Below are 19336 nucleotides of genomic sequence, written 5' to 3'. Positions count from 1 at the left end.
ACGGCGACCGGAGAATTTCATTTGATATCTGATGTATCAGATATTGACATATCAGATTCGCTGTTTCAGGATCGCAGTGTTAATTCACGACAAACAGGTGTTGCCTTGGGTGATAACGTTTCCCCCCTTTCTCCGATCAAGGTGAAGAGCCTCAGAGACCACGTGCATGACAATCTGCGGGAAGCGATTATTTCCGGCCGGATCAAGTCCGGCGAAAAGCTGAACGAGAGGCAGTTGGCGTCCGATCTCGGTATCAGCACGAGCCCTTTGAAAGAGGCTCTGCGCCAGTTGGAAGGGGAAGGGCTGGTCAGAACGGAGGCGCGTCGCGGCACGTTCGTATCGTTCAATGCGCGGCAGGCTGAAGAGATGACGCTCGCTCGCGCTGCGCTGGAAAGCATCATTGCGCGGCAGGCGGCCAAGCATGGCGACGAGGAGGCATTTGGCTTTCTTCGCGCCGTTATCGAGGAGATGCGGGCGGCGGTCGAGGCGGGCAATGTCGATCTGCTGATCGAACTGAACGAGAAGTTTCACGATGGCATCCATGAGGCATCGGGATGCGAGTATCTGCGCCGGTTGCAGAATGCACAACGCATGTACGACCACGCCGCAAGGGTGACTGTCCTGTCGCGCGAAGATGTGCGTCGTCAGTCATTCAATGAGCATGAAGCAATCATGCAGGCAATTACCGCACGCAATGGCGATCTGGCCGAGCGGCTGATGCGCGAACACATCGTGAAGGCGGGAGACACGCATATCGAGCTGGTCTTCTGACCGGTACATTGGGAGGAAATGATGGATTTAGCGGGCTACCGCCGGGTGCTTCGAGGCATTTCGGGCGTGCATGCGACTGCCTATGACACAACGGGCGAGATCGATGCCGAGCTGACTGGTAAAATCGTCGGCCGCATTGCCGAAGCCGGCGTTCATAACATCGTCACTGGTGGAAACACCGGCGAATTCTACAGTCTGACAGAGGAAGAAGTCATTCGCCTGCAGGCGATTGCCATTGCCGCGGTCGATGGAAAGGCCGCTGTGACGGCTGCTGCCGGTCGTTCGGTGCGCGAGGCGATCAAGGTGGCACGGGCGGCAGGCAATGCCGGTGCCGATGGTGTGATGATTCACCACCCGCTCGATCCTTTCGCCGCGCCCCATGCGCAGGTGGACTATTTCATTGCGATTGCCGAAGCCATCGACCTGCCCATCGTCGCCTATATCCGTTCGGACCTGATCCCGCTCGATGAAATGGTGCGCCTTGCCACTCATCCGAAGGTCGCAGGCGTCAAGTTCGCTTCGCAGAACACGATGCTTTTCTTCGAGTGCTGCAGGGCGACAAAGGGCATGGACGCGACCTGGATTTGCGGTTTGGCCGAAAGCTGGGCCTTGCCTTTCTATGCCCTTGGCGGGCGCGGTTTTACCTCGGGCCTCGTCAATGTTGCACCAAAGCGTTCGCTCGCCGTCTGGAATGCGCTGGAGGCGGGAGATTTTGCAAGGGCGCGGGCAGTGGTTGAAAGCATTGCCGATTTCGAGACCATGCGCACCAAGTACCGTAACGGCGCGAATGTGACCGTGGTGAAGGAAGCGCTGCAAATTCAAGGGTCTGAGGTCGGTAAAGTGCGACTTCCCGGATTGCCGCAGCTTGAAACGAATGATCGCGAGACGCTCCAGAAAATCGTCTCGGGTTGGGAGACTGATGGCATTGTCTGACGAATGAAACCCGGGCGTCCTGACAGGGAGAAGAGGGGCGCACCGGAAAACCAAAAAGTGGAGGAGAACATGAATAAGGGAATTTCACGCCGCACGTTCATGGCGGGGGCGGGCGTTGCGACTGGCATGGGTATCATGCTGCCGAAAGGTGTTTGGGCACAGTCGGCGAAACTGCCGTCTTCGCCGGTGTCGCTCAACGTTATCGATGCCGCTGGCAATCTGGCTCTGACCCAGCCGATTTTCGACAATTTCGCGGCTGAACAGAAAGCGCTTGTTTCGCGCTTTACCTTCAACAAGGCACCGGCGCCCGAACTGCCGGGGAAGATCAAGGCGCAGCAGCGCGCCAACCGCATCGATATTGATATGGTGATCGTTGGGCCGGATGCGCTTTCTGCTGGACTTGCCGACGATATATGGACCGACATCATTGCGCTGCCGGATAACGGCCTGCCAAAGCTCCAGGATATCTATCTGGAACCCGCATGGCGCATGCAGGAAATGTCGAAGGGCAAGGGCGTCGTGGTGTCCTATTATCCATCCGGTCCTTTGCTTGAATTTCACCCCGACAAGGTGAAGACGCCGCCCAAGACAGCTGAAGAACTGCTGGCCTGGGCGAAGGAAAATCCAAACAAGTTCATCTATGCCCGCCCGGCCAATTCCGGTCCGGGACGCACCTTCCTGATGGGGCTTCCCTATCTTCTGGGCGACAGCGATCCAAAAGACCCGGTCAAGGGCTGGGACAAGACCTGGGCCTATCTGAAGGAATTGCACAAGAATATCGAATATTACCCGGCAGGCACGGGCGCGCTCATGAAGGAACTGGGCGAAGGCACGCGCGACATGACAGTGACGACCACCGGCTGGGACATCAATCCGCGCGCGCTCGGCGTGGTGCCGAAGGAGATGGGCGTCAGCAAGCTGGAAGGTTTCCATTGGGTTTGCGATGCGCATTACTTCGCCATTCCCAAGGGTGTGTCCGAGGAAAAGATCGCTGTGCTGATGGAGTTCATCAAGTTCTCGCTCAAGCCAGACCAGCAGGCCTATTCCTACGATGCCGGCTATTTCTATCCGGGCCCTGCGGTGAAGGACGTCACCATCGAAATGGCGCCAAAGGAAAGCCAGAGCATCATCGCTGAGTTTGGCCGTCCGGAATATGCCGAGTGGATTGCCAACAATCCGATCGAGCTGCCGCTTGAGCCGGAGGCGCTGGTCGCTGCATTCCGCCGTTGGGACGAAGACGTCGCCGCTGGTTGATTGACCGAAGGCTGAGTGGTGGGCCGTGAACGGCTCGCCACTAGCCGCTGATAGTCGCCAATTCTAAATCATGGTGTTTGCGTCAATGTCCTTTCAAGAACTCCGGCTAGACCGGATGAGCCGATCATTCGGAACGTTTAATGCGCTGAGGGAAGTCAGCCTCACCATCCGGAAAGGCGAATTTATCGCACTTCTCGGCCCTTCCGGCTGCGGAAAGTCGACGGCTCTCAATTGCATTGCCGGTCTTCTAGGTACGACGGGCGGTGGTATCTATATCGATAACCGTCGCGTCGACCAGCTGAAGCCGGAAGATCGCGGTTTCGGTATGGTCTTCCAGAACTATGCGCTGTTTCCGCATATGAACGTGCTGCAGAATGTCGGTTTCGGCCTCAAGATGCGCGGTCTGGCAAAAAGCGAGATCGAAAAGCGCGCGCGGGCCGCATTGGCCTTGGTGCGCCTGCAGGGACAGGAAGAAAAACTGCCCGGACAGCTCTCCGGCGGTCAGCAGCAGCGCGTCGCAATTGCCCGCGCCATTGTCATTGAGCCGCCGGTTGTTCTCATGGATGAGCCGCTTTCCAATCTCGATGCGAAGCTGCGTCTTGAGATGCGAGCCGAAATCCGCCGTATCCATAACCAGCTTGGCTCTACAACGATCTATGTGACCCACGATCAGGATGAAGCCTTGTCGCTCGCCGACCGCATCGTGGTCCTGCGCGATGGTGAAATCCGCCAGGTCGGCAAGCCGCATGAGCTTTACGAAGAGCCGCGCTATCGCGATGTCGCCGCCTTTATGGGATTCCGCAACGCCTTGCCGGGTAAAGTCGTGCGTGTCGAAAACGGGCAGGCCACTATTGCCGTCGCGGGAAGCGAACTCGTTGGCCGGGCGATGGATGAGCTTGAGCCGGGCGACGATGCCGTGTTGATGGCGCGCGGCGATGATGTCGTATCCGGTTCGGGCCATCGCAACGATCTGCAGGCGACCGTCGAGACCATCGAATATCGCGGGCGCGAATATGTCGGCACAGCCCGCACCGAAACCGGGATGGAACTGGTCTTTCACGGGCCGCAGGGCGTGGAGCCCGGCAGCCGTATCGTGCTGGGCGTCGATGCTGGCCATGCGCTGGTTTTCCCGGCGGAGGGCTGATCAATGGCGGTTGAGACCTATGCAGATGCGCCGCTCAAGCCCAGCTTGCGACAACGGCTCGCCAATCGCGGCTTCGACGGCGTCACCCTTCTGATCCTGCCCGCGCTGCTGTTTGTGGTGGGCGTCTTCATTTATCCGTTTCTCTACGGGCTGGTTCTGTCATTCAATCCGCTCGACGGCGGCGGAGCGCTGGCCAATTATCGCAAGTTCTTCTCCGATCCTTACCTCTACAAGACTATCGGCGCGACACTGTGGCTGGCGGTTCCCGTCACCGTCATCAGTGTTCTTTTCGCAGTTCCCATTGCCATGCGCGTGCGTCTGATGCCGCGCCAGCGCCTGCTGACGACGATCCTCGTTCTGCCGGTAACACTCGGCACGGTTCTGATTGCGGAAGGTCTGCTGAATTATCTGGGGCCGCAGGGCTGGTTCAGCCGCACGCTGATCACCATCGGCCTGATCGACAATCCATTGAAGCTCACCAATAATTACTGGGGCGTCTTTGCATCGCTGGTCATTACGGTGTTTCCGTTCACCTTCCTGCTGACGCTTTCCTACATAACCGGCATCGATCCCGCGCTCGAACGCGCCGCCGCCACCCATGGCGCCAATAGCTGGCAGCGCTTCCGCCATGTCATGCTGCCCCTGCTGGTGCCGGGGCTGGTCGTCGCGGCCTGCCTCACCTTCGTGCAGGCATTTGCCGTGTTTCCCTCCGCAGTCCTGTTGGGAGCGCCATCCGGGCCGACGCGCGTGATCTCGATTGCCGCAGCTCAGGCGGCCTTCGAGCAATATGACGACTCCATGGCTTCATCCATCGCCATGATCATGGCAGCGGTGCAATTGCTGGTGGTCGGTGCGCTGCTCGGGGTGCGTTCGCTCTTTTATCGCGGTTCCACCGCCGGCGGAAAGGGATAGGTCATGATCCGCGATACTTCCATACTTTCCAAGCTCTGGATCACCCTTGTCTGGCTTGTGACCGGCTTCTTCGTGCTGAATGTTCTGGCGGTCATCACAGCCGTGGTGGTTTCGAGTTTCGGCACGCGCTGGCTCGGCACATGGCTGCCGGATGCGTTTACCACGCGCTGGTATGCGGCGGCCTGGGCTGAATTCCAGCTTGATCAGGTACTTGTGGTCACCTTTCAGGTCGTCTTTGCCGTGGTGATCCTGTCAGGCATTCTGGGCGTCACGGCAGCCTATGCCATGGCGCGCCGTGATTTTCGGGGCAAGAAGCTGGTGCTCCTGATCTTCCTGCTGCCGCTTCTGGTGCCGCCGATAACCTTCGGCATTCCGCTGGCGACCGTGCTTTACAAGTTCGGCGTGGGCGGCACGTTCTGGGGTGTCGTTCTGGCCAATCTCGTGCCGACGGTGCCGTTTGTCATTCTGGTGATGATACCCTTCATCGAGCAGATCGACCCGAAGGTCGAGGCGGCAGCGCGCGTGTTCGGCGCAGGCACGTTCAAGCTCTTCATCCATGTGCTTCTGCCCATGCTGATGCCGGGCGTGCTTGCGGCCATGCTGCTAGTTCTGGTGCGCACGGTTGCGATGTTCGAGCTGACCTTCCTGACTGCAGGGCCGACATCGCAAACACTCGTCGTCGCGCTCTATTATTCGGTGTTCGCTGCCGGGGTCCGCTCCGTCCAGTCCATCGACGCCATGGCGGTCATTTACATGGTCACCTCGCTGGTATGGCTGCTTCTGGCACTGCGCTTCGTCAATCCGACGCAGATCGTTGCGCGCAACCGTCAACCATCCGCGCATTGAGGCATAATAGAATGAAAATCACGGCTATCGAAACGGTGCAGCTTCCGCACCTCAACAACATAGTGTGGGTGCAGGTCCATACAGATGAAGGCATTGTCGGCCTTGGCGAGACATTTCGCGGCGCAAATGCGGTCGCAGCCTATATCCATAGCGATATAGCGCCGCTGCTCGTTGGCCAGAACCCGCTGGAGATCGACCGCATCTCCAAACTGCTGCTGGAACCCTATGTCGGTTTTCGCTCGTCGGGGGTGGAAATTCGTGCCGCCTCGGCAATCGACATCGCGCTGTGGGATATATTCGGCAAGGTGACCGGCCAGCCGATCCACCAGTTGCTCGGCGGCCTGTCGCGGCAATCGATCCGGACCTACAATACCTGCGCCGGTTACACCTATAACAAGAGCGGCGCACGCCGTTATATTGGCGATGCCGACGAGGCGAAGGAAGGGCCCTACGAGGATCAGCTTGCCTTTCACAGGGATGCAGGCGCACTTGCAGAAAGCCTTTTGTCGGAAGGTATCACGGCCATGAAAATCTGGCCTTTCGACCCGTTTGCCGTCGCATCCGGCGGAAACTTTATCCATGCCGGTGATCTCGACAAGGCGCTGGAACCGTTTCGCCAGATACGCGATGCGGTTGGCGACCGGATGGAAATCATGGTCGAGTTCCATTCCATGTGGGACCTGACGTCGGCGCTGGCTATTGCGCGTGAACTGAAAGCCTTCCGGCCTTTCTGGTCGGAAGACCCGATCAAGATGATGAACCCGCAGGCGCTGGCTGTTTATGCGCGCCAGTCCGGCATTCCGGTTTGCGCCAGTGAAACCATGGCGACGCGCGCGCAGTTTCTGGATGTCCTGCGCGCCGATGCCTCCGATTATGTTATGCTCGACATTTCATGGTGCGGCGGGCTTTCAGAGGCGAAAAAGATCGCCACCATGGCCGAGGCGTTCCAGCGCCCCATCGCCCCGCATGACTGCACCGGCCCGGTGGTGTTTGCCGCTTCCATTCACCTGTCTCTCAATGCGCCCAATGCGATCTATCAGGAATCGGTCCGTGCCTATTACACGTCCTGGTACCGCGATCTGGTGACTGTGATGCCCCGTATCGAGAACGGCGTGATCTATCCTTTCGAGGGGGCAGGTCTCGGACTGGAACTCTCCGATTTCGTGTTCGATCATCCCGATGTCATCCGGCGAAAGACGGAAGCTGAATGATGGGACCGTTTCGCTGCATAGCCGATCTGCGCGGTCAACTGATGGAAAGTCCGGTCTGGGATGACCGCAGGGGGGCACTTTTCGCCTGCGATATCTATGGGCGCCGCATATATGAAATAGACATTGACGCCGATAGGGGTGTGCTTCGTGAATGGTCCTTTGCAAGTCAGGTGGCAAGCTTCGGATTGACCGACAGCGGGCGTCTCGTGGTGGCGCTGTCACGTCAGGTCATTCTGTTCGATCCAGAAACCGGCAGTCAGGAACCGCTGTGGTCCGCCTATGACGAGCCTGCCACCTCCCGCCTCAACGACGGCAAGGTCGGTCCAGACGGTGCGTTCTGGATCGGCAGCATGGATGGCCGTCCGCAGCGCGAAACCATATCGCGGCTCTACCGGGTAACAGGCGACGGCAACGCATCCGTGAAGGCCGAAGGCTTCGAGATTTCGAACGGTCTGGCGTGGACGGCGGATGGCAGAACCATGTTTCATACGGATTCCCGCGGGCCATGGATCGACCGTTACGACTTCGACCCCGAGACAGGCGACATAGGCGGGCGCAAGCGCATTCGCGATCTCGATGAACTGAGCGGCAGGCCGGATGGCGGTGCCTGCGATGCCGAGGGCGCTTATTGGAGCGCGGGCGTATCTGCGGGTGTCCTGAACCGCTTCGACCGCGAGGGCAATCTGCTTGAAAAGGTTCCGGTGCCGGTTCCGGCCCCGACGATGCCCTGCTTTTGCGGGCCCGATCTGACGCTTCTGGCCATCACCTCGCATCGCCAGTTGCCGGAAGTAGCTTTGGAGGCGGCCCCCCGGTCGGGTGGCGTGTTTCTGGCGCAAGCTTCGGTTGTCGGGGCGCCGGTGGGCCGGATGAGGGGAGCGTAGCGTGGTCGCTAATCCCCTCATGAATATTCGTTTTGAATTGCATTTTTTCCGAAGGCGCGTTTCGCGCCCTTTGGAATACGTTCTGATCGGGAAGGTAGGGAAATGACGAGAAAGACCTATGGTGACCTGCGCTCGGCGCGCTGGATGCTGCCCGATGATCAACGATCATTTGGCCATCGTTCGCGCACCATGCAGATGGGATACGATCCGGTCGACTGGGAAGGCCGTCCGATCATCGCCATCATAAATACATGGTCCGAGGCCCAGCCTTGCCACATGCATTTCAAGGATCGGGTGGAATGGGTCAAGCGCGGCATCCTGCAGGCGGGCGGCTTCCCGATGGAACTGCCTGCATTGTCGCTGTCGGAAAATTTCGTGAAGCCGACAACCATGCTCTATCGCAATCTGCTGGCGATGGAGACCGAGGAGCTTCTGCGCTCGCATCCGATCGACGGCGCGGTGCTGATGGGTGGCTGTGACAAGACCACGCCCGGCCTCGTCATGGGTGCGGTCAGCATGGGATTGCCGTTCGTCTTCCTGCCCGCCGGACCAATGTTGCGCGGCAATTATGCCGGTAAATATCTGGGCTCCGGTACGGATGGCTTCAAATATTGGGACGAGCGCCGTGCAGGCACCATTTCCAAGGAGGAATGGCAGGGGATCGAAGGTGGTATCGCGCGGTCCTACGGCCATTGCATGACCATGGGAACTGCGTCGACCATGACCGCGATTGCCGAAGCCATGGGGCTGACGCTTCCCGGCGCATCATCGATCCCGGCTGCGGATGCCAACCATCAGCGCATGTCCACGCAATGCGGTCGCCGCATCGTCGAGATGGTCTGGGAGGATCTGACGCCGGAAAAGATCATGACGCCCGCCGCAATAACCAATGCCGTCACTGTTGCGATGGCGACGGGATGTTCGACAAATGCCATCATTCATCTGATCGCGATGGCACGCCGGGCAGGCGTGCCGCTGGAACTGGACGATCTGGACCGTATCGGACGCACGACACCTGTGATCGCCAATATCAGGCCTTCCGGCACGACCTATCTGATGGAGGATTTCTATTATGCAGGCGGGCTGCGGGCGTTGATGAAGCAGCTTGGCGACAAGCTTGATCCTTCCGCAGTGACTGTGACCGGCAAGCCGCTGACCGATGGTCTGGAAGACGTCAACATATGGAATGAGGACGTGATCCGTCCGCTTTCCAATCCGGTCTATCATGAGGGTTCGCTTGCGGTGCTGAAAGGCAATCTTTGTCCCGATGGCGCGGTGATAAAGCCTGCAGCCTGCGACCCCCGCTTTCACCGTCACAAAGGTCCGGCACTCGTTGCAGACAGCTACCCGGACCTGAAGAAGATCATAGACGATCCCGATTATCCGATGACGCCGGACACGGTTCTGGTGCTGCGCAATGCCGGTCCGCAGGGCGGGCCGGGCATGCCGGAATGGGGCATGATCCCGATGCCAAAAGCGCTGCTGAAGCTTGGACTGCGCGATATGGTGCGCATTTCGGATGCGCGCATGTCGGGAACCAGTTTCGGCGCGTGTGTTTTGCATGTCGCGCCGGAATCCTTCATCGGCGGTCCGCTTGCCCTGTTGAAGACCGGCGATATGGTCGAGCTCGACATTCCAGCCCGCAGTCTCAACATGCTGGTTTCGGATGAGGAGCTGGCGGCACGGCGTGCGGCCTGGCAAACGCCACCACCCAAATATGAGCGCGGCTACGGCTTTGTCTTTTCCAAACATGTCGAACAGGCCGACAAGGGCTGCGATTTCGACTTCCTGAAAACCGATTTCGGCCGTCCAGTCGACGAACCGGTCATTTATTGAGAGGCAGCCTCGATGTCAGATTATGTGCTTTCCGAGGAAACACGGACGAAGCTGAAGACGGTTTCGACGGCTTCTGTTGCAACGGCGCTTTACAAGCGCGGCCTGCGTAACCAGTTCATTCAGGGCGTGCTGCCGGTGGGGCGCAAGCGCGAAAATATGGTCGGTCAGGCCTTCACGTTGCGCTACATCCCGGCGCGTGAGGACCGCAATCCCATCACGGTTTTCCGCAATCCGGACCACAAGCAGCGCGTCGCGATAGAAACCTGTCCGCCCGGTTGGGTGCTGGTGATGGATGCGCGCAAGGATGCGCGCGCGGCGACAGCCGGGTCGATCCTCGTGACAAGGCTCGCCTTGCGCGGCGCGGCGGGGATTGTTTCTGACGGCGGCTTTCGCGATGTCAGCGGGATCGGCGAGCTTGATATGCCTGCCTATTGCGCAAAGCCTTCCGCACCGACCAATCTGACGTTGCATGAGGCGGTGGACATCAATGTGCCCATCGCCTGCGGTGATGCGGCGGTGTTTCCGGGCGATGTGCTGCTCGGCGATGCCGACGGTGTGATGGTCATTCCGGCTCATCTTGCCGATGAAATTGCAGCGGAATGTATCGGTATGGAAACCTATGAGGATTTCGTGCTGGAAGAAGTGCTGAACGGTGCCACCATTGTCGGCCTCTATCCGTGCACGAAGGAAGAGACCGAGCGCAAGTTCCAGAACTGGCGCGAGCAGAACGGTCGTTGACAGAGCATTTCCAGCAAAATTGCGAAGCGGTTTTGCGTTGGATAATGCGTAAAAAAAGGGAGGCATTTTGCCTCCCTTTCCTGTTTTTGAGCCGTCCCGGCTTAGTAAAGCACGTTCTTGGCTTCCGGCTGGTCGACATTGTCCTTGGTGACGACAACGGCACCCGTATCGACGAACTTCTCGACCTTTTCCTTGTTCAGCACCTTCAGCAGGGTTTCAATGCCCTTTTCGCCCATCTGATAGGAACCCTGAACGACGATGGCGTTGAGTGTACCGTCCTTGACGAATTCCTGCAGGTCCTGATTGCCGTCGAAGCCGACGGCGACGAGCTTGCCGGCCTTGCCTGCCTGCTTGATCGCGCGGCCCATGCCGATGGCGGTCGGTTCGTTGGCACCGAAGATGCCGACGAGATCGCCATTAGCCGCCAGAACGTCGGTGGTCTGGTTGAGCGCCGTCGCCATCTGCGACTGCGAGTAATAAGGGCCGACGACTTCCAGCTTGGAATTGGCCTTGATGTAATCCACGAAGCCGCCGACGCGCCCGATTTCCGAGCCGGCACCTGCAACATAGGACATGACGGCGATCTTGCCGGTCGTGCCTGCCTTGTCGATCAGGGCCTTGGCTGCCGCTTCACCGGCCTTGCGGTTATCGGTGGCGAGGAACGACTGGTAGTATTTGTCGGCACCGTCGGCGAGCTGCGAGTCGATGATGACGACCGGAATGCGGGCTTCCCAGGCCTTTTTCACGGCGGGCGTCAATGCATCCGGGTCGGACGGAGCAAGCAGGATCGCGTCCACTTTACGGTTCACGGCGTTTTCCACCAGGTTCACCTGATCGGCGATGGCCGATTCAGCCGCAGGACCCTGAAAGGTCATGGTGTGATCCTTGGAATCCTTGATCGCAGCTTCTGCACCCTTCTGGACGTTCTGCCAGAAAGTCGAATTCACGGTCTTCACGATAACGGCGATTTCACCAGCCGAAGCACTTGCCGCTCCGGCAAGAACAAAGGCCGAAGCCATCAATGCAGACACCAGTTTACGCATGCTTTCCTCCTGTTATCGAGCTCTTGGCTCTACCCTTTTACGGAATGCCTGACGCATTCCGTCTCCCCTCTCATCGGCGGTTGCGCATCTGGTCGATCCATACGGTGACCAGAATGACGAGGCCGATGATGATCTGCTGTGTAAAAGCGGAAATGCCGTTCATGTTGAGGCCGTTCCGTAAGATTCCGATGACGAACGAGCCGATGAACGTGCCCGAAATCGTACCGACGCCTCCAATGAGCGATGTGCCGCCGATGACCGCGCTTGCAATGGCGTCCAGCTCATAGGCGACGCCTTCGTTGGGCTGTGCCGTCACGAGGCGGGACATGAGAACGCAGCCCGTCAGACCCGCCAGCGTTCCCGAAACAACATAGGTGAATGCTGTCACGCGGGCGACATTGACGCCTGAAAGCCGTGCGGCCTCGGCATTCGAGCCGATGGCATAGATATGACGACCGAGTACCGTTCGGTTCAATACGAGTGCTGCCGCAATCGCGATCACGATCATCAGCACCACCGGGTACGGGATGCCGGGGAAGGTGACGACCGGAAAGCCCTGTTCGTCGATGCTCTCGATGCGGAACAGCGAGCCGTTGCCCAACACACCGAAGGATTCGCCAAGGCCGGAGACGGCGCGTGCACCAGTGATTTGCAGTGCTACACCGCGCGCGATCAGCATCATGCCGAGCGTGGCAATGAAGGGCGGCAGCTTGAGCTTGGTGATGACGAAGCCGTTGATGAGGCCGCAGAGCGATCCTGTCAGTATGCCGAGCAGCATGGCGAGCGGGATGGGCAGCGAAAGCTCCTTGACCGCCAGTGCCGCTACGACACCGGCAAGCGCCAGAACCGAACCGACCGAAAGATCAATGCCGCCCGTAATGATGACATAGGTCGCGCCGATGCCGAGAAATGCGATCGAGGTCACCTGCAATGCGATGGTCATCGCATTGTTGACGGTCATGAAGGCGCTGCTGGTGACCGAAAAGATCGCCGCCAGAATGATCAGGCTGCCGACAGCCGCAAATTTCTGGATGATATCCTTCTGACGATCGCTCAGCCCCTTGGATTTTTCTGTCTGCTGGGGCTTGTCCGTAGTGATTTCGGCCATTACTCCGTCCTCATTTGTCCTGCCGGCCCCGACCGGAGGCATAGGTCATGATTTCTTCCTGCGATGTAGCCGCAGTGTTCAGGACAGCCGTGATGTGTCCCTCGTGAAAGACCGCCACGCGGTCCGAAAGTCCGAGAATTTCCGGCAGTTCCGAGCTGATCAGCACAATGCCGATGCCGCGTGCCGCCAATTCGTCCATGATCTGGTAGATCGCAAATTTCGCGCCGACATCGATGCCACGCGTCGGTTCGTCGAAGAACATGATGCGCGGCTCGCGGAACAGCCATTTGCCGATGATGATCTTTTGCTGGTTGCCGCCCGACAGCAGCCGAACTGGCTGGGCCAGTCCCGGCGTCTTGATATTGAGGAGATCGACATAACGCTGGCTGGCCTGCCGCTGGCGCTCGAAATCGATGACGCCATAAGCGCTGCTGACCGCTTCCATATTGGCGAGAGTCAGATTGGCATCGACCGGCATCTTGACGGCCAGTCCTTGCGCCTTGCGGTCTTCCGACAGATAGGCGATGCCCGCTTCGATAGCGTCGCGCGGGCTGGAAATGGAAAGCGTCTCGCCCTCAAGCACGATGGTTCCGGTGTCATGCGGATCGGCGCCGAAGATCGCGCGGGCCACTTCCGTGCGTCCCGCGCCCATCAGCCCGGCAAAGCCGAGGATTTCCCCGCGCTTCAGTTCAAAACCGATATTCTCGAAGACGCCGCTCCGCGTCAGCCCGGCAACGGAGAAAATGACTTCGTCCGTCGGCTTTCGTGTCGGTTCGGGAAACTTCTCGTCAAGCGAGCGTCCGACCATGCCGGCCACGATTTCATCGACGGTGACATCGTCAAAATCCCTGGTCCAGACATAACGCCCGTCGCGCAGTATGGTGACGCGGTCGACGATCTCCGCCATTTCATCGAGACGATGCGAAATATAGACAATGCCGGTGCCTTGCGCCTTCAGATCGCGGATGACCTTGAACAGAAGCTGTGCTTCTTGTTCCGTCAGCGAGGAGGTCGGCTCGTCCATGATGAGGACGGATGCATTGAGCGAAAGAGCCTTGGCGATTTCCACCATCTGACATTGGGCCACCGACAGGTTCAGCACCTGTGCCGACGGATCAATCTTGACGCCAAGCCGGTCGAGGCAGCGTTGTGCGTCTTCCTTCAGCTTGCGGCGATCGACGAAAAAACCGCGTTTCGGCTCGCGAGCCAGATAGATGTTCTCGGCCACGCTCAGGTGCGGAACGAGGTTCAGTTCCTGATGGATGATGGCGATGCCTGCAGCTTCCGATTCAAGCGTGGAAGCAAAGCGGACAGGCTGATCGCGATAATGGATCGTCCCACCGTCCGGCTGATAGACGCCGCTGACGATCTTCATCAGGGTCGATTTGCCAGCGCCATTCTCGCCGCAGACGGCATGGACTTCACCCGCCCGCAATTCGAAGCTGACATTCGACAGGGCTTTGACGCCCGGAAATTCTTTGGAAACTGAATCCAGCTTCAGCAGTATAGGCGCGGTATCCGCGCGCGCTGTCGCTGACGGCAATCCTCCCATCACGCTTCCTCCCTCGCGCAAAGTTTCGTCACCTATGGATGGAAGAAGTAGAAGGCTGCCGGTTTCTGGTCAAGCCAATTTTACGTATGCGGCAAAAATACCATGTGTCAGCCAATGGAATTCGCAGATTTGCTGCGATTGAGCGCAATTGGCCTGACCAAACGGCGATTTTGAAGTTTGAGCTTCATTGTGAATCATTTACTGGAATGAAGAGAAAAGGCTTTCGCCAAGGGCTAGAAAAGGGCGTATCACTACTGCAAATCTCACAGTATCGCAGTATTTTATGCGGTGGCCTCTGGAAAGAGGTGCGGTTCCTTTCTATCATTATATTCCGATTATCTGATCCTGAGGGGCAGTTTTGTATTTTGAAATAATTACGGTCGTGCTGCTGACGATCCTCAATGGTGTACTCGCCATGTCGGAGCTCGCAGTGGTGTCCTCCCGCCCGGCACGACTGAGGGTAATGGCCGACAAGGGCAGCCGGGGTGCCCGCATGGCCATTGAGCTTGCTGACGATCCCGGTCGTTTTCTCTCCACCGTCCAGATTGGCATTACGCTGGTAGGCATCCTGTCAGGTGCGTTTTCCGGCGCAACGCTCGGCGCCCGCCTTTCCGGCTGGCTTCTGGGGCAGGGGCTCTCGCCTGCTCTTGCCGATGCGCTTGGTGTCGGTTCGGTGGTTGTGGTTATCACCTATCTGTCGTTGATCGTCGGTGAACTCGTGCCGAAGCAGATTGCGCTGCGTGAACCGGAAGCGGTTGCAAGCCGCGTCGCCCCGACGATGGCGCTGCTGTCCAAGGCGGCCGCACCTCTGGTCTGGCTTCTGGATACGTCGGGACGTCTGGTCCTGAAGCTGCTCGGTCAGTCGGGCAAGTCGAGCGACGGCATGACGGACGAAGAGATCAAGTCAGTCCTGGCCGAAGCCCATAGCGCAGGTGTGATCGAGACCGGGGAATCCCGCATGATTGCAGGCGTGATGCGCCTGGCCGACCGAACGGCGCGCGGGCTTATGACGCCGCGCATGGATGTCGAAATGGTCGATGTGGACGACAGTTTCGAGGAAATCCGCGAGCAGCTGCGGAATACGGGTCGCTCCCGTCTTCCGGTGCGCGGCGAGAATTCCGACGAAGTGATCGGCGTTCTGCAGGTGCGCGACTTCTTCAACCAGCTATCCTCCAAGGGCAGTGTCAATCTGCGCGAGATCGTCAGGGACGTTCCGGTCGTGTCGGACTTTTCCGATGCGCTTGACGTGGTGGAGGCTATTCGCGGCACGCCCACCCATATGGTGCTCGTCTATGACGAATACGGTCATTTTGAAGGGGTGATCACCGCAGGCGACGTGATGGAAGCGATCATCGGTGCCATGCAGGAGGACCACGTCGAGGAAAAGGCAATCGTGCGCCGGGCGGATGGTTCTTACCTCGTCTCGGGCTGGATGCCGATTGACGAGTTTTCGGAATTCCTGCGTTTCCCTGTCGATGAGGATGCAGAATACAACACTGTCGCCGGGTTGGCGCTTGAGGAAATGAAGCATCTGCCGGATGTGGGCGAAACCTTCGTCAAGAACGGTTGGGTTTTCGAAATTGTTGACCTCGACGGGCGCCGCATCGACAAGCTGCTGCTGACGGCGGAAGTCTCACAGACCGAATAATTCTGCACGGGAGCAGTTCCGGTTTTGTTTGGATTATTGGAGATGCTCTGAAAGCGGCACGTCGGGCGATGTGCCGCCTCCGCAGAAGTATCGTATTGGCCGAAGTAATCGTATTGATTGAACCATTACGCTATTGGCATTTTAGATTGCATGCATGTTATACTTGCCAGTCGGGGGGCAGGTTTGCTGTCATTCCTTTTCGACCAGGAACTGGAGGGGCGTTCCCGATTGGAAAAAGCTGAAGGTGCTCTGACCAGTGGTGGCGTATAAATGGGGTCGAGAACAGCATATTGGCTTCAACTGGCCAGATCTGCCTATGGCAGGCAGAACAGCCCGATAACCGGCAAGATACTCGCGGATCAGCTCAGGGATATTTGCGAGGGCACGCGCTTTTCGATGCCCATCAGTACGATTCTGTCCATGCTCATTCTGCTGGTTCAGGTGGCGGGAGGGCACTTCTGGGTACCTATTGTCTGGTTTGTGCTGGTCAACATCGTCAACGCGCTGCGCTTCATCGATGCGATAGCGTACTACCGGAGCCCGGCTGCGCCGGTTGAAGATGTTGCTGTCTTGCAGCGCCAGCTCTCGCGGTTCCAGTCCCTCGCGGCCTTGTCGGGCCTGCTATGGGCTGGCGTTGCCGTCCTTTCCCATGGGTTCACGGACCCGCAATCGTCGGTATATCTGGTCATTCTTGCCGGTATTTGCGCGGGCGCCGTTACCTACGGTTCCTCCTACGCTGCCGTGGCAATCAATTTCATAACGCTGCCGCTTGTCGTGACGGCGGTTTGCCTGGCTTTGCAGGCTGACCTGCAGCACGGCGTGCTTGCTTTCTCGGTCGTTCTTTTCTGGTTCGGGATCACCCGCGGGGCACTGCTTGGACAGCACAGGTTTATCGAAACCAGCCGACTGAAGCACGAAGCCAAGCAGACGGCCGATGAAATGGCGCTCAAGTCCCAGGAAGATCCGCTGACCGGGCTCTTCAACCGGCGCGGTCTTGAAACGTCTATCCGCCTGTTTCCGGTAAAAGACGGTCCGTTCATCGTCATGCTGATCGATCTCGACGGGTTCAAATCCGTCAATGATACTTACGGCCACAAGATCGGCGATGACCTCCTTGTCGCAATTGCGCAGCGCATTCGTCAGGTTTCGCCGGAGCGATCCGTTCTGGCGCGCATTGGCGGCGATGAATTCATCCTTCTTTACCCCGAACCGGCGGCGAAGATCGAGGCCGGACTGGTGGCGACGCGTATTATCGGCAGTTTGACTGCTCATTATCAGGGAATTCTGTCGGTCGAGATTGGTGCCTGTGTCGGCGTCTGCCGGCTTGAGCGGCTTGATCCGGTTGAAATGCTGCTGCGGGCCGATTTCGCGCTATATGCCGCCAAAAAGCGCGGTCGCAACGAATATTACTTTTTCGAGAAGCGGCTTCAGCACGAGTGGGAGCGTAAACAGAGCATCGAGCGTGATCTGCGTATCGCGATCGAAACCGGACAAATACAAACTTACTTCCAGCCGGTGGTTGAGCTTTCCAGCGGGCGCACGATCGGTTTCGAGGCGCTGCTGCGCTGGGATCATCCACAGCACGGCGCAATCCCTCCGCCGGAGATCATCGACGTTGCCTGTGAAGTGGGCGTGGTGCGGCAGCTTACGCACAATGTGCTCTTCAATTGCTGCGAGATGATCGACAAGCTCACCGAGGGCGGGCGCAACGATCTGACTGTCGCCATGAACCTTTCTCCTCGCGAACTGGCGGGCGGACGGATTCCGCACGAAATCCTGTCCCAGATGGAAAAACGCGATCTGCCGATTTCCATGCTTGAAATCGAAATTACGGAGGAGGCTCCCTTCGATCAGCGCGGGATGAATGACAGCCTCGGTGCCTTGTCGAATGCCGGTGTCTCCATTGCGCTTGACGATTTTGGCACCGGCTTTGCCACTTTTGCTTCCTTGAAGAAGGGGCTCATCACCAAGATCAAGATCGACAAGGTATTTGTGCGAGGCATTGCCGAATCCGAAGGTGATCAGCACATCGTGCGCGCCATGGTGGAGCTGGGAGACGCTCTCGGTATCAAGGTCACCGCCGAAGGGATCGAAACGGAGGAAGACCGCGACACCCTTTGCAAACTGGGCTGCAACAGCGGACAGGGCTTCCTGTTTGCGCCAGCTCTGCCGATGAACACGGCTCTGGATGCCCTTGCCAGATCGAGCGCCGGGGCAAAGCTCGATCAGGCTGTCCGCTAGAGCCGTTTCGGTCTCGTCCAGACCGAAACGGCAGTTGCTCTGTCCCGTCACCCAAAGCTTGGTCGTATACAAAACGAGATGTTATGGTCACTTCAATGAGGGGATGGCGGAAGAGGTGATTTGCGGAGGAAACTGAATGACCGATAAAAAACCTGATGGCCCGGTACTTCTATCGGGCGGCAATCCCCAGATCGCCAAGGGCAAGGGCGATGCGCCGGTTCAGGCCTATATCGCGGCCATGCCGGGATGGAAAAGCGAAGCAGGCCGCCGCCTCGACGCTCTTGTCGAGCGCACGGTTCCCGGTGTGCATAAAGCGGTGAAATGGAACTCTCCGTTCTATGGCATGAGGGGAGAGGGCTGGTTTCTCAGCTATCACTGTTTCGAGAAATATATAAAGGTTGCGTTCTTTCGCGGGGCAAAGCTGAAGCCGATGCCGCCGGTCGAATCCAAGAGTCAGGACACGCGTTATTTCCATATCCATGAACAGGACAAGGTGGACGAAGCCCAGCTCGCGGACTGGATCAGGCAGGCAAGCCAGTTGCCGGGCGAGAAAATGTAGGGTGTATCTCGAAAAATGTGAAACGGCTTTCGGATAAGATGGGCGTTCAATCAAACCGCTGGAGCGCCGATATGATTCAATCAGATCGAAACGCGCCCAAGGTCGAGGAAGGAATTTCATGGCAGGCAATGACGATGCTTCAAAGCTCATAGATGGGCGTATTGCCGAACTCGGCGACTGGCGCGGAGAGACGCTTGCCAGGATGCGCGCGCTCATAAGACAGGCCGATCCTGAAGTGGTTGAGGAATGGAAATGGCGCGGCGTCCCCGTGTGGTCGCATGACGGCATTATCTGCACCGGGGAGACCTACAAGAAAGTCGTCAAGCTTACTTTCGCCAACGGTGCGGCACTGGACGATCCGACCGGGATCTTCAACTCCAGTCTTGAAGGCAATACGCGCCGGGCGCTGGATATAGGAGAAGGTGAAGAGGTCAACGAAGATGCCTTCATCGCGCTTGTTCATGCTGCCATTGCGCATAACGAAGCCAAGCATGCGCGCAAAAAATCCAAAAGCGGCTGACCATTCGTCGTGATATCGTGGTTTTCCTTGCAGAATCCGTCGATTTTCGGCGGATTTTTTTTATGCGTGTATCGATGCGATCATACCGCCATTTCATATTTCTGCAAACTTCGCGCTGCTGTTCAAAATTGCGACCACA

The 19336-nt window shown here is 58.2% G+C and carries 18 protein-coding genes; 15 read left to right on the top strand and 3 right to left on the bottom strand.

Annotated elements, in window-relative coordinates; genetic code table 11:
* The first annotated feature begins 162 nt into the window (after nt 1–162).
* The 10 genes from CQZ93_RS21770 (at nt 163) to CQZ93_RS21725 (ending at nt 10526) form a co-directional block, all read left to right on the top strand.
* Nucleotides 163–771: a GntR family transcriptional regulator gene (locus CQZ93_RS21770; protein ID WP_105545260.1), complete on the top strand. Its 609-nt coding sequence runs from the start codon at nt 163–165 to the stop codon at nt 769–771.
* Nucleotides 772–792: 21 nt separating this feature from the next.
* Nucleotides 793–1704, top strand: coding sequence for a dihydrodipicolinate synthase family protein (locus tag CQZ93_RS21765; RefSeq protein ID WP_105544622.1), 912 nt, complete (start codon nt 793–795; stop codon nt 1702–1704).
* A gap of 99 nt (nt 1705–1803) precedes the next feature.
* On the top strand, nt 1804–2958 hold the full coding sequence (locus CQZ93_RS21760; protein WP_286154286.1) for an extracellular solute-binding protein: 1155 nt from the start codon (nt 1804–1806) through the stop codon (nt 2956–2958).
* Nucleotides 2959–3028: 70 nt separating this feature from the next.
* On the top strand, nt 3029–4102 hold the full coding sequence (locus CQZ93_RS21755) for an ABC transporter ATP-binding protein (protein ID WP_181153446.1): 1074 nt from the start codon (nt 3029–3031) through the stop codon (nt 4100–4102).
* 3 nt (nt 4103–4105) lie between these two features.
* Complete coding sequence (locus tag CQZ93_RS21750) at nt 4106–5014, top strand: ABC transporter permease (RefSeq protein ID WP_105544620.1); 909 nt, start codon at nt 4106–4108, stop codon at nt 5012–5014.
* Between the two features lie 3 nt (nt 5015–5017).
* Nucleotides 5018–5860 carry an ABC transporter permease gene (locus tag CQZ93_RS21745; protein WP_105544619.1) on the top strand — a complete coding sequence of 281 codons (843 nt, stop codon included), beginning with the start codon at nt 5018–5020 and terminating at the stop codon, nt 5858–5860.
* Nucleotides 5861–5871: 11 nt separating this feature from the next.
* Nucleotides 5872–7071 (top strand): mandelate racemase/muconate lactonizing enzyme family protein, encoded by a 1200-nt coding sequence (locus CQZ93_RS21740; protein ID WP_105544618.1) that lies wholly within the window; start codon nt 5872–5874, stop codon nt 7069–7071.
* Nucleotides 7068–7952, top strand: coding sequence for an SMP-30/gluconolactonase/LRE family protein (locus tag CQZ93_RS21735; protein WP_105544617.1), 885 nt, complete (start codon nt 7068–7070; stop codon nt 7950–7952). Before CQZ93_RS21740 ends, CQZ93_RS21735 begins: the two co-directional genes overlap by 4 nt.
* 102 nt (nt 7953–8054) lie before the next feature.
* The gene (gene araD, locus CQZ93_RS21730; protein ID WP_105544616.1) at nt 8055–9788 is read left to right on the top strand and encodes an L-arabinonate dehydratase; all 1734 of its coding nucleotides are present in this window, start codon (nt 8055–8057) and stop codon (nt 9786–9788) included.
* A gap of 12 nt (nt 9789–9800) precedes the next feature.
* On the top strand, nt 9801–10526 hold the full coding sequence (locus tag CQZ93_RS21725) for a ribonuclease activity regulator RraA (protein WP_105544615.1): 726 nt from the start codon (nt 9801–9803) through the stop codon (nt 10524–10526).
* A gap of 101 nt (nt 10527–10627) precedes the next feature.
* On the opposite strand, the gene CQZ93_RS21720 is transcribed toward CQZ93_RS21725, so the two are convergent.
* The 3 genes from CQZ93_RS21720 to CQZ93_RS21710 all read right to left on the bottom strand — a co-directional run bounded on the left by CQZ93_RS21720 (nt 10628) and on the right by CQZ93_RS21710 (nt 14229).
* Nucleotides 10628–11569, bottom strand: coding sequence for an ABC transporter substrate-binding protein (locus CQZ93_RS21720; protein WP_105544614.1), 942 nt, complete (start codon nt 11567–11569; stop codon nt 10628–10630).
* 70 nt (nt 11570–11639) lie between these two features.
* Nucleotides 11640–12677 (bottom strand): ABC transporter permease, encoded by a 1038-nt coding sequence (locus CQZ93_RS21715; RefSeq protein WP_105544613.1) that lies wholly within the window; start codon nt 12675–12677, stop codon nt 11640–11642.
* Nucleotides 12678–12687: 10 nt separating this feature from the next.
* On the bottom strand, nt 12688–14229 hold the full coding sequence (locus CQZ93_RS21710; RefSeq protein WP_105544612.1) for a sugar ABC transporter ATP-binding protein: 1542 nt from the start codon (nt 14227–14229) through the stop codon (nt 12688–12690).
* Nucleotides 14230–14267: 38 nt separating this feature from the next.
* On the opposite strand from CQZ93_RS21710, the gene CQZ93_RS26430 reads away from it, so the two are divergent.
* The 5 genes from CQZ93_RS26430 to CQZ93_RS21690 all read left to right on the top strand — a co-directional run bounded on the left by CQZ93_RS26430 (nt 14268) and on the right by CQZ93_RS21690 (nt 19197).
* Nucleotides 14268–14603, top strand: a complete 336-nt coding sequence (locus CQZ93_RS26430; RefSeq protein WP_146114479.1) for a hypothetical protein — start codon at nt 14268–14270, stop codon at nt 14601–14603.
* Nucleotides 14588–15877, top strand: a complete 1290-nt coding sequence (locus CQZ93_RS21705) for a hemolysin family protein (RefSeq protein ID WP_105544611.1) — start codon at nt 14588–14590, stop codon at nt 15875–15877. The genes CQZ93_RS26430 and CQZ93_RS21705 overlap by 16 nt, the downstream gene beginning before the upstream one ends.
* A 396-nt stretch (nt 15878–16273) precedes the next feature.
* Nucleotides 16274–18118 (top strand): putative bifunctional diguanylate cyclase/phosphodiesterase, encoded by a 1845-nt coding sequence (locus CQZ93_RS21700; RefSeq protein WP_286154236.1) that lies wholly within the window; start codon nt 16274–16276, stop codon nt 18116–18118.
* Between the two features lie 136 nt (nt 18119–18254).
* Entirely contained in the window at nt 18255–18677 is a 423-nt protein-coding gene (locus tag CQZ93_RS21695) for a DUF1801 domain-containing protein (protein ID WP_105544609.1), read from the top strand.
* 118 nt (nt 18678–18795) lie between these two features.
* Entirely contained in the window at nt 18796–19197 is a 402-nt protein-coding gene (locus CQZ93_RS21690; RefSeq protein WP_105544608.1) for a DUF1801 domain-containing protein, read from the top strand.
* Nucleotides 19198–19336 lie beyond the last annotated feature (139 nt).

Source organism: Ochrobactrum vermis, from assembly GCF_002975205.1.
Lineage (GTDB): Bacteria > Pseudomonadota > Alphaproteobacteria > Rhizobiales > Rhizobiaceae > Brucella > Brucella vermis.
This window is presented reverse-complemented; position numbering and strand designations above follow the sequence as displayed.